Source organism: Microbacterium sp. BK668, from assembly GCF_004362195.1.
Lineage (GTDB): Bacteria > Actinomycetota > Actinomycetes > Actinomycetales > Microbacteriaceae > Microbacterium.
The window spans coordinates 773,201-787,315 of sequence record NZ_SNWG01000001.1 but is presented as its reverse complement, the minus strand read 5'-3'; the positions used below and the strand labels follow the sequence as shown (position 1 = coordinate 787,315).

Genomic DNA, 14,115 nt, shown 5'->3' with positions numbered 1-14,115 from the left:
GAGCCCGGCCTCGCGGCCGGGCTCCCTCGGTGACGGTCGGGCTCCGTCAGGTTCTGACGCCGTTGCCGCGCAGGCGCGACAGAGCGTCGACGGTCGCGGCGAGGATCAGCACCGCGCCGGTGACCATGAGGTTGATGCCGGCGCCGAGGTTCAGCAGACCGAGACCGTTCGTGATGACGGCGATCACGAGGGCACCGATCGCCGCGTGCATCAGACGACCGCGTCCGCCGAAGAGGCTGACGCCGCCGACGACGGCTGCGGCCACGCCGCTCAGCACGATGTCACGGCCGACGGTGGCATCCACCGATCCGACGCGCGAGACGCTGAACAGCGCCGAGACGACGGCCAGGCTCGAGCAGATGACGAACGCCCACCACTTCACCCAGCGCACCTTGACGCCCGAGCGGCGTGCCGCCTCGGCGTTTCCGCCGATCGCGTAGATGTACCGGCCGAACTTCGTGCGGTCGAGCATGAAGGTGCCGATCCAGAGGATCGCGAGCACGATCGGGACGATGATCGGCACGCCCTCGACCGCCACGATCGACTGGCCGCGGTTCTGGTTGAGGATGAATACCGCGATGCCGCCGATGACCGCGATGACGGCGAGCTTCGCCCACACCAGGGCGATCGTCCGGTTCGGCACGCCGGCGCGGCGCCGCCGCGCGCGGTCCCAGAACGACGTGCCTCCCGAGACGAGCAGGATGACGATGAGCATCGCCCAGCCGGCCCACGGGGGCAGGTTGCCGTTCTGCAGCGCGATGAGCTCGGGCACCTCGAGCCGGAACAGACCGCCCGACCCGATGATGAGCAGCGCCAGGCCCTGGTATCCCAGGAACAGGCCCAGCGTCACGACGAACGATGGGATGCCGACCCTCGCGACGAAGAAGCCGATGAGGGCGCCTGTGGCGATGCCGAAGCCGAAGCCGATCAGCAGCGCGAGCGGCCAGGGCAGACCGAACTGGGCGTTGAGCACGACGAACAGCGCCATCGCCACACCGCCCGTGACGCCGGCCGACAGGTCGATCTCGCCCAGGAGCAGGACGAAGACGAGCGCCATGCCGAGCATGACGAGGGTCGCCGCCTGGTTCAGCAGGTTCGCGAAGTTCCGCTCCGTGAGGAAGAAGGGGCTCAACGAGGCGAAGAGGATGGTGAGCACGACGAGGCCGCCGACGGCGGGCAGCGCGCCCATGTCACCGCTGCGCACCCGCTGCCACCACGCGCCGATCTGGTCGCCGACGCCGCCTTCGACGCCGCTGCCGATGAGGTCGCCCGCGACGGGATCGGGCCCGGCGTTCGTGGTCGTCGAGACGGTCATGCCGCACCCCCGTTGGTCTCGATGTTCGTGGTGCCGATGAGCTCGACGCCCATCGTCTTCGTGCCGGTGATGTAGCCCACGACGTCGTCGCGGTTGGTGTCCTTCGTGTCGATCTGCGCCACCATCTGCCCCAGGTACAGCACGGCGATGTCGTCGGCCACGGCGAACACGTCGGCCAGGTTGTGGCTGATGAGGACGACGGCCACACCCTGCTCGGCGAGGCGCTCGACGAGGTGCAGCACCTGCTCGGTCTGCGCGACGCCCAGAGCCGCCGTCGGCTCGTCGAGGATCACCACACGCGCCTTCTTGAGCACGGCGCGCGCGATCGCGACCGTCTGGCGCTGGCCGCCGGAGAGGCTCGACACCTTCTGACGGACGGACTTGACGGTGCGCACGGACAGCGACCTCAGAGTGTCGGAGGCCTCCTTCTCCATGCGGCCCTCGTCGAACGTGCCGAACGAGAGCTCTTCGCGACCGAGGAACATGTTCTGGACGATGTCGAGGTTGTCGCACAGGGCGAGGTCCTGGTACACGACCTCGATGCCGAGCGCGGCCGCCTCGCGCGGGGTGTGCAGGCCCCGATGCTCGCCGTCGATGAGGACCTCGCCCTCGTCGTACGGCTGCACGCCGGCGAGGCCCTTGATGAGGGTCGACTTGCCGGCGCCGTTGTCGCCGACGAGCGCCGTCACCTTGCCGGGGCGGACCGTGAGATCGACCCCTTTCAAGACGCTCACGGGGCCGAAGGACTTCTTCACGCCCCGCAGTTCGATGATGGGTTCTGACATGCTCGCTTCCTTGCGCTGTCGTGCGTGAAAGGGGCGCCACGACGCGCTGTCGTGGCGCCCCTCGGTTGCACTTCCTACGGTGCCACGACTCCGTACTCCGTGCACTTGGCCTCGACGTCCGGCGTGCAGACGTCGTCGTACGCGGCGTCACCGGCGGCGACGACATCCTTGACCTTGTCGGGGCCGACGAGGATCGGGGTGACCTGGATGTACGGCGTGCCGTCGTCGAGCTCCGCCTGGGCGTCGACCTGCTCGCCCTTCAGCAGCGAGATGGCGGTCGCGACCGCGGCATCCGCCTCGTCCTTGACCGGCTTGTAGACCGTGGCGGTCTGCCAGCCGAGGAGGATGTTCTGCAGGCCCGCGACGTTGGCGTCCTGACCCGACACGGCGACGCCGGTCAGGTTGTTGTCCTGCAGCACCTTGATGACGCCGGCGGCGTTCGTGTCGTTCGCGACCCACACGCCGTCGACCTTCCCGCCCAGACCCGTGAGGGCCTGCTCGAAGTTCGTCTGCGACTTGGCCTGGTCCCACACCCCCGGAGGCTCGGCGGCGGGCTTGATGCCGGCGGCCTCCATGACCTCGACAGCGCCCTCCTTGAACATCGCCGCGTTCCCGTCCGTCGGGTCGCCGCCCATGTAGACGACGACGGCGCTGGCCGGGTCCTTGCCGGCGGCCTGGAGTCCGTCGAGGACCGTCTGGCCCTCGAGGCGCCCGACCTCGACGTTGTCGAACGAGACGTAGTAGTCAGCGCCGTCGAAGGGACGGTCGTAGGCGATGACGGGGATGCCCTCGCCCTTCGCCTTCGACGCGACGCCCTCCGCGGCACCCTGGTAGTCGACGAGGAGCATCACGCCGCAGCCCTTCGTGAGCTGCTGGTCGGCGATCGTGGCGTACTTGTTGACGTCGCCCTGCGCGTTCTGGATGTCGGCCTCGAAGCCGGCGGCCTCGAGTCCCTCCTGCAGGTACTTGCGGTCGAAGTTCTCCCAGCGAGGCGACGAGGCCGCGTCGGGGAGGATGACGCACGCGCGGCCGGCGGCGTCGCCGCCACCCCCGCTGGCCTCACCGGTCGAGGTCCCTCCGCCGGACGTGGAACACCCGGCCAGAAGGGCCACAGCCGCACCACCGAGTGCAACCGTGGCGAGAAGAGATGATTTCCTCATCGTTCGCCTTTCATCCTTGAATTTGCGAGCGCGCCATCGCGGGCTTTCGCGCTACGACCGATCATCGCGAGGCGGCTTCTTGTCGTCAAGTTGTGAACGTAACGCTTTTGCAACGGCGGATCAAGCGCGACGAGTGAGTTTCGTTCGGGCGATCGATCAGCCGCCGAACATGCAGATTGACGGACTTTCGGCTACGCGGTGCGCAGAATGCTGAGACGAACTTGGGGTTGAGCGCCGTCGTATTCGTCAAGTGAAGGCATCGAATCGAATCGACATCTTCACGCGCGCCCGGTCGCGGCGCGCGTGCGGCGCGAGATCGAGTCGACGATGACCGCGAGCACGAGCACGACGCCCGTGACCATGAAGCGCACGGAGGAGTCGAGGTTGAGGAGGGTCAGCCCCGACGAGATCGACTGGATGACGATGATGCCCAGAAGCGCGGAGAAGGCGGTGCCCCGCCCTCCGAACAGGCTGGCGCCGCCGATCACGGCGGCCGCGATCGCGTTGAGGTTCACGTCGCCGCCGCCCGTGCTCTGGTTGGCGGCGCCCAGGCGGGACGCCGCGAGGATGCCTCCGATCGCCGCGAGGCTCGAGCACAGCGCGAAGACCGAGAGATAGATCCGGTCGACGCGGATGCCGGCGCGACGCGCGGCTTCGACGGATCCGCCGACGGCGTAGACCGAGCGGCCCCACCGCGTGCGCGTCAGGACGAGGTGCAGCGCGACCACGAGTGCCACGAAGAACAGGAACATGAGCCCGACGCCTCGCGAGAGGTTGAGGTACCAGGCCGACACGAGCAGGAAGGCCAGCAGCGCGGCGCACCGCACGGCGATCTCGGCGTAGCCCTGACTCGCGAGGTTCGCAGCCGCCCGGCGGCGCGCGCGCGACACGAGCGACCAGGCGTAGGCCGCCACCGCGAGCACGGCGACGACGTAGGACGCCCAGGCCGGCAGGAACATCTGCTGCGCGAACTGCACCAGCCAGGAGTCGGTCGGGAGGTTGATCGACCCGGACGAGCCCAGCACCCACAGCTGCAGGCCGAGGAAGCCCAGGAGGCCCGCGAGGGTGATCACGAAGCTCGGCAAACCGAATCTCGTGAACAGGAACCCGTAGAGCAGGCCGACGAGCACGCCGGCGAGGATCGCCGCGCCGATCGCGAGCACCAGACCCCACTGCAGCTGCGCGAACGTCACGGCGAGGATCGCGGCGGCCAGGCCCGATACCGAACCCACCGACAGGTCTATCTCGCCGAGCAGCAGCACGAGGACGATCCCGAGCGCGATGGTCCCCGTCGCGGCGCACTGCATCGCGAGGTTGACGAGGTTGCGGCTGGAGAGGAAGACGGGGTTGAGCAGCTGGAAGGCCGTCCAGATGACGATCAGCCCGATGATGACCGGCAGCGACCCGAGATCGCCGCCGCGCACGCGGTCGACGAGCGCGGCGCCGGCGCGACGGACGGCACCGGGACTCAGCATCCGCTCGCCCTGCCGCCGGCGGTCGCCGAGGAGGGCCGTCCGGTCGTCCTGCGCTCCGCTCATCGGCTCCGCTCTCCTGCCCCGGGACCGCGGCGCTTCGTGCCCGGCGACAGGCGGATGATCTTGCCGTCTCCGGTCTCGGGCGCCGGTTCCGGATCCACGTCCCGTCGCGCGCCGCCCGTCGCGCCCGTGATCGCGGCGACGAGGGTCTCGCTCGTCACGTCGACGGCGTTGAACATCCCGTTGTTCCGGCCGAGACGCAGGACGACGACCCGATCGGCGACGGCGAGCACATCCGCCATGTTGTGACTGATGAGGATGACGCCGTGACCCCGCTCGCGGAGGCGTTCGATGAGGTTCAGGACCTCCGCCGTCTGCGCGACGCCCAGCGCAGCCGTCGGCTCGTCGAGGATCACGATGCGCGGGTCGCCGATGAGCGACCGGGCGATGGCCACCGTCTGGCGCTGCCCTCCCGAAAGCGATGCGACGGGAACGCGGACCGAGGGCACCTTGGCCGAGAGCTCGCGCAGCAGCGTCCACGTGCGCTGCTCCATCTCGACCTCGTCGAGACCGCCGCTCGCGGTGAGCTCGCGGCCGAGCCAGAGGTTCGCGACGACGTCGAGGTTGTCGCACAGCGCGAGGTCCTGGAAGATCGTCTCGATCCCGAGGGCCTGCGAGTCGGCGGGGGTGTGGATCTCAACCTCCTCGCCGTCGAACTCGACGGTGCCCGCATCGGGCGGGTGCACGCCCGCGAGGATCTTCACGAGCGTCGACTTGCCCGCACCGTTGTCGCCGATGAGGGCTACGACCTCGCCCTCATTGACCCAGAAGTCCACGTCGGTGAGCGCCTTGACGGCCCCGAAGTGCTTGCCGATGCCGCGCATCGTGAGCACGCGGCTGCGCCGGGGTGGGGAGGTGATCGGGTTCGACATCGCCCTACAGGATGCCAGCCGCTCGGCACGCCTCGGCGTAGTCGGGCGTGCAGATGTCGTCGAGGGTCCAGAATCCGTCGGCCACGACCGTCTGCAGGATGTTCTCCTTCGTCACGGCGACCGGCTGAAGGAGCGTCGTCGGCACGCCGTCGATCTCCATCGGCGCCGTCACGGCGCCCCCGCGCAGGAGGGTCACGGCGACCTCGGCAGCGAGCTCGGCCTGCGGCTTGATCGCCTTGTAGACCGTCATGTACTGGTCGCCCGTCACGATCCGCTGCAGCGCCGAGAGCTCGGCATCCTGACCGGTCACGACCGGGAGCGGATCGGCCGCAGCCGCCCGCAGGGCCGAGATCGCACCGCCCGCCGTCCCGTCGTTCGCGGCGTAGACCCCGGCGATCTCGTCGCCGTACTGGGCGATCTGGCCCGCCACCCACTCCTGGGCCTTGTCGGGGCTCCAGTCGGGCGTGTCGTACTCCGCGAGCACCCGGAGCCCGCTGTCGTCGAGGATCGTCGCGGCTCCGTCGCGGAAGAGGGCCGCGTTGCTGTCGGTAGGCGAGCCGTTGACCATCAGGATGCCGCCGCCGGCCTCGCCGCGTCGGTCGAGCGCGTCGACCAGCGCGGTGGCCTGCAGAACGCCCACCTTCTCGTTGTCGAACGAGACGTAGTAGGCGAGGTCGCCCCCCGCGATGAGCCGGTCGTACGACACGACCGGGACGTTCTGGGCGGTCGCCTCCTCGACGATGCTCACGGCCGCCTTCGCGTCGACGGGGTCCAGCACGAGGACGCCGGCTCCGGCCGCGAGGGCCGACTCGGCCTGCTGCTGCTGCTTCGCGGCGTCCTGGTCGGCGTTGGAGTAGAGCACCGAGAAGTCGCCGAGCTCGGCGACGCGCTCCTCGAAGAACGGCCGGTCGAACGTCTCGTACCGCGCCGTCTTGGCCTCCGGCAGAAGGAGCGCGATCGTGCCCTCGGTGCCGGACCGCGCCCCGCCGCACGCCACGAGCAGCGTCGCGGCGAGCGCGATCGCCGCAGCGGCGGCCACCCCGCGCAGGGGCGGCCTCGGAAGTCGTCGCCGGGACCGCGGCATCCATCGCCCCCGGCTCATGCCGAGACGGGAATGACTTCCGCGTCGACGGTCACGTGGTCGAGGGCGATCGCGATCGCGCCGCGCGTCTCGGCCCATTCGCCGAAGGACGCGCCCACGATCTCGGGCAGGCCGTCCGCCGAGGCGAGCGCCGTCCGTTCGAGGGAGTGGCGCATGGGAGCCATGAGGATCTCACCCGCCTGCGCGAGCTCACCGCCCACGACGATGAGCTCGGGGTCGATGAGGTTGCACAGGCTCGCGGCGGCGATGCCGATGTGCCGGCCCGCATCCGCGATGACCCGGCGCGAGCTGCCGTCGCCGTCCTCGGCCGCCTGCAGCAGGTCGCTGATGCGCTGCATCCCCGCGTCGGGCGGGAAGAGTGACAGCAGCGCGGGGCCCCCTGCGTACGTCTCGAGACAGCCGCGGTTGCTGCACCGGCAGATCGGGCCGTTCTCGTCGATCGTGACGTGCCCGATCTGGCCGGCCTTGCCGTTCACGCCTCGGAAGAGGTCGCCGCCGACGATTAGCCCGGCGCTGATCGTGTGGCCCACGCGGATGAAGACGGATGACGAGGCCGCCCGACCGCTTCCCTCGCGCGCCTCGGCGAGACCGCCGAGATTCGCCTCGCTGTCGACGTAGACGGGGCGTCCGATGCGCTCGGTCAGGCTCGCGGCGACGTCGACGCCCTCCCACCCGCGGAGGAGGCCCGGGGTCGAGACCATGCCGGTGCGCGGGTCGATGGAGGCGGGAAGCGCGAGGCCGACGGCGAGGAGGTCGCCGACCGAGCCGCCGAGCGACTCCATGAGCTCGCCGAGGAGGATCGCGAGCCGGTCGAGCTGGGCGTCGTGGCGGTGGTCGAGCGGCAGCGGCAGCGACGTCTGGCTCACGACCGTGCGGGTGACATCGGCGATCGCGATGTGCAGCTGGCGCGAGGTGTAGTGCGCACCCGCGACGAGCCCGAGCTGGCGGGCGAGCGACACCAGGGTCGCCCGGCGGCCGTTGCTCGAGGTGATCGACGTGTGCAGCAGCCCCGCCGCCGTCAGCTCCTTTACGATGTTCGAGACCGTCGCCGGCGACAGGCCCGTGCTGCCGGCGAGCTCGACCTGCGTCAGGCGCCCGTGGCGCTTGAGCGACTCGACCAGGCGCGCACGATTGGCCTCGCGGAGCGAGCTCTGCGAGCCGGGAGGAGACGTGCGGCGCACCACACCCACACTGTACCCGACCCCTTTCGGCCCGATCGGGCGGGAGATCACGACCCGAGCACGCCGAGGCGCCGGGTCGCGGCATCCCTCTCACCGGCCGGTGACGGCTCGCTCTCGTCGGCTCGTCCGCGTCATCTCGGCTCCCCTGGCGAGCCGACAGCCGGGGGCGACGTCAGGCAGCCGATCTAGGCTGGTCTCCATGCGTCTGGCCACCTGGAACGTCAACTCCATCCGCGCTCGCGTCGACCGCATCGTCGGCTTCGCCGTCCGGGAGAGCATCGACGTCCTGGCCATGCAGGAGATCAAGTGCAAGGCCGAGCAGTTCCCCTACGAGGCGTTCCACGACGCGGGGTATCACGTGGAGGCGCACGGCTTCTCGCAGTGGAACGGCGTCGCGATCGCAAGCCGTGAGCCGATGGCCGACGTCGCGCACGCGTTCCCCGCGATGCCCGGCTTCGACAAGGGCCGCTTCGGCCCCGACATCCCGCCGGAGGCGCGAGCGATCGGGGCGACGGTCGGGGGCGTGCGCGTGTGGAGCCTCTACGTGCCCAACGGCCGTGCGCTCGGCGACCCGCACTACGACTACAAGCTCGAGTGGCTGACCGCCCTCGAGGAGTACACGCGCGCGAGCCTCGCGGCGGACCCCGACCTCGCCCTCGCGCTGGTGGGAGACTTCAACATCGCTCCGACGGACGCCGACAACGGCGACCCCGCCGTCGTCGTGGGCTTCTCGACGCACGTGTCGCACCCCGAGCGGGCGGCGTTCGCCGCCCTCGAGTCGGCCGGGCTCTCCGACGCCGTGCGGCCGTTCGTTCCGACCGGCTTCACGTACTGGGACTACAAGCGCCTGCGCTTCCCCCGCAACGAGGGCATGCGCATCGACTTCGTCCTCGGCTCCCCCGCCTTCACCGATGCCGTCGCGGGCGCGTCGATCCACCGCGAGGAGCGCAAGGGCGAGGCGCCGAGCGACCACGTCCCCGTCGTCGTCGATCTCGACCTGGCCGGTGATGACGACGACGACCGCCCGATGATCTTCTGAGACCAGGCATCCTGGAGCGAGCGCCCCGACACGAGCGCACGCCCCCGCCGGGCGCAGGGCCCCGGGCCCCGACCCCGGCCCGACGCCCTTCAGTCGGCGCAAACGGACGGATGGATGCCGCGCAACCGACCATTCGGGCCAGGTGAAGCGCCGCCCCACGCGGCACCGCATCCAGGCCCCCAGACCCCGGGGGCTCGGTTGACGCAAACGGTCGGATGGATGCCGCGCAACCGGCTATTCGCGCCAGGTGAAGCGCGCCGGCCACGCCGCCCCTAGCGTCAGACGCCTCGATCGGGCAGCGTCATGTCGCCTGTCGTCGGCGTGCCGGCGGGCGCGTACCGCAGCGACACGGCGCCCGAGTCGCCCGTGACGGCCGGAGCGACGAGGCGGAGGGCCGTCGGTGCGACGCCGTCGGGGAAGACCTTCTTGCCCTGACCCAGCACGACGGGATAGACCCACAGCACCAGCTCGTCGAAGAGCTGCGCGTCGATGAGGCTGTGCGCGAGCTCGACGCTGCCGATCACATGGATCTCACGATGCCGATCGCGCAGGGCGTCGACCTCGGACAGCACGTCCGGGCCGAGCTGCGTCGTGCCCTCCCACGTCGGGGACAGCCTGTCCCGCGACACGACGTACTTCGCCACGGCGTTGAACTTCTCGGCGATCGGGCTGTCCTCGCCCGTCCGGTAGTGCGGCCAGTACGAGGCGAAGATGTCGTAGGTCCGGCGACCGAGCAGCAGTGCGTCGAGGCGCGAGATCCCCGCCATGATCTCGTGGCCGATCTTCTCGTCGCGGAACGGCGCCTGCCAGCCGCCGAAGGGGAAGCCGCCCGACGTGTCCTCCTCGGGACCGCCCGGCGCCTGTGCCACGCCGTCGAGCGTCGTGAAGAGATCGATGAAGATCCGGCCGCGGCCGGTGCTCGCGTTCGTCATGCCGACATCCTGAATTCGCGCACCGGCCCTCACCAGGCCCCCCGGCTCAAGCCGCCGCCACGCCCGCCGCGTCGATGCGGAAGGTCGCGGCGAAGCGGTCGAGCAGCGTGGCGTCGCCCGCGACGACGGCGAGCACGTCCCGGTCGATCGCCTCCCCCGGCGTCAGCTCGCCCGAGATCAGGCGACGGATGCCCGGGCCGGCCGCGAAGACCAGCTCCGGCGCGCCGCCCGGCGGCCTCGGAGCCCGAGGATCGATCGGACGCCCGGCCGGCGCCACCTGCGTGATGAAGAGGTCGTCGCCGTCCACCTGGACGCGCAGGACGATGTCGCCGACGTGCAGCTCGTAGACGGCGGGAGGGAGGGATGCCGCGGCATCCGCCCGAAAGGACGTCCGGAGCGCCATCGTCAGGGAGTCGGCCGTCACGACGTCGTCGGGGCCCGGCTCGCCCATCGCCTGGAAGCCCCACCGACCGAGCGCGAGGACGATCGGCTCGAGCATCCGCCCGTAGTCGGTGAGCTCGTACACGAGTCCGCAGTGCAGGAGCGGCACCCGACGGACGACCCCGCTCTCCTGCAGCTCCTTCAGGCGCGTGGAGAGGATGTTCGTCGGGATCTTCGGCAGCCCCTGCTTCAGGTCGGTGTAACGGCGCGGGCCGACGAGCAGATCGCGCACGATGAGCAGTGCCCACCGCTCGCCGATCAGCTCGACGGCCGACGTCACTCCGCAGTACTGCCCGTAGCTGCGGGAGGCCATGACTACGCTCGGGCCTGCTCCGCCAGGTAGGCCTCGGGCCCGTTCGCCGCCGCCTCGGGAGCCATCCACATGAACTGCACCCCGTTGCCGTCGGGGTCGATGAGGTCGCGCGCGTACATGAAGCCGTAGTCCTGCGGGTCGCCGGGCGCCGTGCCGCCGGCGGCGACGCCCGCCTCGATGGTGCGGTCGACGGCATCCCGTGATTCGCGGCTGATCGAGAGCAGCACCTGCGCGTGGGTGCGGGGGTCGGCGAACTCCTTGTCGGTGAAGGTGGAGAAGTACTCCCGCGTGAGGACCATGAAGTAGATGTCGTCGCTCCACACGATGCACGCGGCGTTGTCATCGGTGAAGAACGGGTTGATGTCGCACCCCAGGGCCGTGTAGTAGGCCTTGGCACGCTCGAGGTCCGACGTCGGGATGTTGACGAAGATGTTCGTGGTCATTTCGGGGCTCCTAGCCGGTCGGCTTCCTTGCCGCCCGCCGGTCGGTGGGCTGTCTCATGGTTGCAAGAAGCAAGCATGCTTGTCAATAACAAGTGCCCCTCCTCTCGCTCCGCTCGCTCGGGGACCGCCCTCCTCTCGCTCCGTCTCGCGGGGGATGCCGGGGCCCAGCCTCCGCCGTAGCGTGGAGGGATGTCCGCTCCCCCGTCCGCGGAACCCCGCCGGCGCCCGGCGCCGACCGCCCGCGATCGCCGCAACGACCTCTGGCTCGCCGCCGGGCTGCTCCTGTGCGCGATCCTCAGCGCCGCCCTGGGAAGCGTCGCGGGCGTGTACGGCACCGATACGGCGCAGGGCCTCGGCTGGGCGCTGGTCTACTCGGTCGCCCTCACGGCACCCCTCGCGCTCCGGCGGCGGTTCCCCGAGCTCGTCGGCGTGACGGTGGCCGTCGTGTTCTTCGTCGGGGTGACACTGCGCATCCCCGAGATCTACGTCGGCAACATCGCCGTCTTCATCGGCATGTACACCATCGGCGCATGGGTGGACGACCGCCGCCGAGCGATGTACGTGCGGATCGGCATCATCGTCGGGATGTTCGTCTGGCTCCTCGTGACGACCTTCCGGTCTGCGACGGCAGACACCGAGGAGGGCCTGTCGCGCGAAGGCCTCTTCTCCCCCTTCGTGGCGTTCATGCTCATCCAGTTCCTCATCAACGCCGCCTTCTTCGGCGGCGCGTACTACATGGGCGACCGCGCCTACGCCTCGGCCCTCGAGCGCGCGACGCTCGAGGAGCGCACCCGCGAGCTCGAGCGCGAGCGCGAGGTGACGGCCGCGCAGGCCGTCGCACTCGATCGCGTGCGGATCGCCCGCGAGCTGCACGACGTCGTCGCCCACCACGTCTCGGCGATGGGGGTGCAGGCGGGCGCCGCGCGCGCCGTCATGGACCGCGACCCGGACGCGGCGCGCGCGGCGCTCCTCGGCGTCGAGGCATCCTCCCGCACTGCTCTGGCCGAGCTGCGGCAGCTGCTGGAGACGCTGCGCACGTCGACTGCCGAGACGCCCAGCGGCTCGATCCTGAGCCTCGGCGGCCTCGAAGAGCTCGTCGCCCACGCCAACGCCAACGGGCTCCCCACGACCCTCACGATCGTCGGCGAGCCGCAGCCGCTCCCCGACCTCGTGCAGGTGAACGTCTACCGCATCGCGCAGGAGGCGCTGACGAACGCGCGCCGCCATGCGGGGACGGATGCCACGGCCGACATGCGCCTGCGCTACGGCGGCGACGCGATCGAGCTGGAGGTGACCGACACCGGACGAGCCTCGGCGCTGCACCGCCCGGGCCTCGGGATCGTCGGGATGAGGGAACGCGCGATCGCGTCGGGGGGCGCCATCGAGATCGGCCCCCGCGCACGAGGCGGCTTCCTCGTGCGGCTGCGCGTACCGGTCGCCGAGCGGGTGGAGCCGTGAGCGCCGCCGACGGCGAGGACCGCACCCGCGTCCTGCTGGTCGACGACCACGCCGTCATGCGAGCCGGGTTCCGGATGATCCTCGAGGCGGCAGGCGACATCGTCGTCGTCGGCGAGGCCGCGAACGGCAGGGAGGCGGTCGCCGCAGCATCCGCTCTGCGGCCGGACGTCGTGACGATGGACGTGCAGATGCCCGATATGGACGGACTCGAGGCGACGCGCCGCATCGTGGCCGACACGTCCGTCGACGCCGCCGTCGTGGTCGTGACGACGTTCGACCGCGACGACTACCTCTTCGAGGCCCTCGGAGCGGGCGCGACCGGATTCCTGCTCAAGAACGCGGGACCGGAGGAGCTCGTCAACGCCGTTCGGGTGGCGGCAGCGGGCGATGCCCTCCTCGCCCCCGAGGTCACTCGGCGCGTCATCGCGCGGTTCGCCGCGACGATTCCCGCCGAGGCGGCACCGGCCTCGGCGGGATCGGCAGGCTGCGCAACGACGGGCTCGGCCGGCTCGGCGGTGCCGGGCGCCGCTCCCGCGCGGGCCGGAGACCCGGAGCGCATTCCCGTCGACCTGACCGAGCGCGAGGGCGAGGTGCTGCGGCTCGTGGCGCAGGCGCTCAGCAACGCGGAGATCGCGGCACGCCTCCACATCGGCGAGGCGACGGTGAAGACGCACGTCTCGAATGTGCTGCAGAAGCTCGGGGCGAGGGACCGGGTGGCGGCCGTTGTGTACGCGCACCGCCACGGGCTCGCGTGACGAACCGGGAGGGACGGAGGCCGCAACCGACGCCGCGCCTCCGCGAAGGTCCGCCGCGTCTCGTCTCGCTTCGCTCGCTCAACGACCGGAGGCATGCGTGACGAACCGGGAGGGACGGATGCCGCGGCCGGCGCGCGAGGAGCGCCGGTCCGCGGCATCCGTCACCGCGAAGGTCAGGCCGCGACGGCGACCCGCGTGTAGCGGTCGACGAGGGCGCCGAACGCCTCCAGGTAGCCGACGAGGAACTCGGCCGTCTGGTCGTTCGTGACCTCGCCGGTCTCGGTGAACAGACCGGGCGTCGTCTGCACATAGCCCTCCGGCTGTCCGAGCGTCGGGGCGTTGAAGTGGCTGAGGATCGCCTTGAGGTGCTGCTGCGCCGCGGCCGTTGCGATGGGTCCGCCCGATGTGCCGATGACGGCCGTGGGCTTGCCGTTGAACGAGCCCTGACCCCACGGGCGGGCGGCCCAGTCGAGGGCGTTCTTGAGCACACCCGGGACCGATCGGCTGTACTCGGGCGTGACGATGATCACGCCGTCGACGTCGTCGATCGCCTGCTTGAAGTCGCGCGCTACCGGGGGGAAGTCGGCGTCGAAGTCGGGCGAGTAGAAGGGCAGGTCGGCGATGGGGATCTCGACGAGGGTCGTCCCCTCGGGGGCGAGACGCTCGAGCGCCTTCGCGAGGCGTCGGTTGATCGAGGTCGACGAGATGCTGCCGACGATGTAGCCGATGGTCCGCTCGGTCATGTGTATTCCTCCTCTAGAGAACGGCGAACGTCCACGGCGGA

Annotated in this window: 14 protein-coding genes; 3 read left to right on the top strand and 11 right to left on the bottom strand. The window is 70.6% G+C overall.

The window, feature by feature from the left end:
• Positions 1-46: 46 nt before the first annotated feature.
• The 7 genes from EV279_RS03475 to EV279_RS03445 form a co-directional block, all read right to left on the bottom strand.
• A complete protein-coding gene (locus EV279_RS03475; protein ID WP_133541524.1) occupies positions 47-1,315 on the bottom strand; it encodes an ABC transporter permease in 1,269 nt (422 codons plus the stop codon).
• The gene (locus tag EV279_RS03470) at positions 1,312-2,100 is read right to left on the bottom strand and encodes an ATP-binding cassette domain-containing protein (RefSeq protein WP_133541523.1); all 789 of its coding nucleotides are present in this window, start codon (positions 2,098-2,100) and stop codon (positions 1,312-1,314) included. The genes EV279_RS03475 and EV279_RS03470 overlap by 4 nt, the downstream gene beginning before the upstream one ends.
• Positions 2,101-2,174: 74 nt before the next feature.
• Positions 2,175-3,260, bottom strand: a complete 1,086-nt coding sequence (locus tag EV279_RS03465; RefSeq protein ID WP_133541522.1) for a substrate-binding domain-containing protein — start codon at positions 3,258-3,260, stop codon at positions 2,175-2,177.
• A gap of 278 nt (positions 3,261-3,538) precedes the next feature.
• Positions 3,539-4,735, bottom strand: a complete 1,197-nt coding sequence (locus EV279_RS03460) for a sugar ABC transporter permease (RefSeq protein WP_133544556.1) — start codon at positions 4,733-4,735, stop codon at positions 3,539-3,541.
• A gap of 59 nt (positions 4,736-4,794) precedes the next feature.
• Positions 4,795-5,667, bottom strand: a complete 873-nt coding sequence (locus tag EV279_RS03455; RefSeq protein WP_208109458.1) for an ATP-binding cassette domain-containing protein — start codon at positions 5,665-5,667, stop codon at positions 4,795-4,797.
• 4 nt (positions 5,668-5,671) lie between these two features.
• Positions 5,672-6,706 carry a substrate-binding domain-containing protein gene (locus EV279_RS03450; RefSeq protein WP_243728418.1) on the bottom strand — a complete coding sequence of 345 codons (1,035 nt, stop codon included), beginning with the start codon at positions 6,704-6,706 and terminating at the stop codon, positions 5,672-5,674.
• 59 nt (positions 6,707-6,765) lie between these two features.
• Positions 6,766-7,953, bottom strand: a complete 1,188-nt coding sequence (locus tag EV279_RS03445) for an ROK family transcriptional regulator (RefSeq protein ID WP_243728417.1) — start codon at positions 7,951-7,953, stop codon at positions 6,766-6,768.
• Positions 7,954-8,149: 196 nt separating this feature from the next.
• Here EV279_RS03445 and EV279_RS03440 point away from each other — a divergent pair, with 196 nt between their 5' ends.
• A complete protein-coding gene (locus EV279_RS03440) occupies positions 8,150-8,989 on the top strand; it encodes an exodeoxyribonuclease III (RefSeq protein WP_133541520.1) in 840 nt (279 codons plus the stop codon).
• Between the two features lie 278 nt (positions 8,990-9,267).
• Here EV279_RS03440 and EV279_RS03435 read toward each other — a convergent pair whose 3' ends face one another.
• From EV279_RS03435 to EV279_RS03425, 3 genes are read right to left on the bottom strand one after another with little or no spacing between them, the layout of a single operon-like run.
• Positions 9,268-9,921 carry a dihydrofolate reductase family protein gene (locus EV279_RS03435; protein ID WP_133541519.1) on the bottom strand — a complete coding sequence of 218 codons (654 nt, stop codon included), beginning with the start codon at positions 9,919-9,921 and terminating at the stop codon, positions 9,268-9,270.
• A 46-nt stretch (positions 9,922-9,967) separates the two neighbouring features.
• Positions 9,968-10,675, bottom strand: a complete 708-nt coding sequence (locus tag EV279_RS03430) for a helix-turn-helix domain-containing protein (protein ID WP_133541518.1) — start codon at positions 10,673-10,675, stop codon at positions 9,968-9,970.
• Positions 10,676-10,677: 2 nt separating this feature from the next.
• Complete coding sequence (locus EV279_RS03425) at positions 10,678-11,118, bottom strand: glyoxalase (RefSeq protein WP_133541517.1); 441 nt, start codon at positions 11,116-11,118, stop codon at positions 10,678-10,680.
• A gap of 189 nt (positions 11,119-11,307) precedes the next feature.
• Here EV279_RS03425 and EV279_RS03420 point away from each other — a divergent pair, with 189 nt between their 5' ends.
• A complete protein-coding gene (locus EV279_RS03420; protein WP_133541516.1) occupies positions 11,308-12,576 on the top strand; it encodes a sensor histidine kinase in 1,269 nt (422 codons plus the stop codon).
• Positions 12,573-13,331 (top strand): response regulator transcription factor, encoded by a 759-nt coding sequence (locus EV279_RS03415; protein ID WP_279526915.1) that lies wholly within the window; start codon positions 12,573-12,575, stop codon positions 13,329-13,331. The genes EV279_RS03420 and EV279_RS03415 overlap by 4 nt, the downstream gene beginning before the upstream one ends.
• A 173-nt stretch (positions 13,332-13,504) precedes the next feature.
• Here the strand turns inward: EV279_RS03415 and EV279_RS03410 are convergent, their stop codons facing one another.
• A complete protein-coding gene (locus EV279_RS03410) occupies positions 13,505-14,074 on the bottom strand; it encodes an NADPH-dependent FMN reductase (protein ID WP_133541515.1) in 570 nt (189 codons plus the stop codon).
• Between the last annotated feature and the right edge of the window lie 41 nt (positions 14,075-14,115).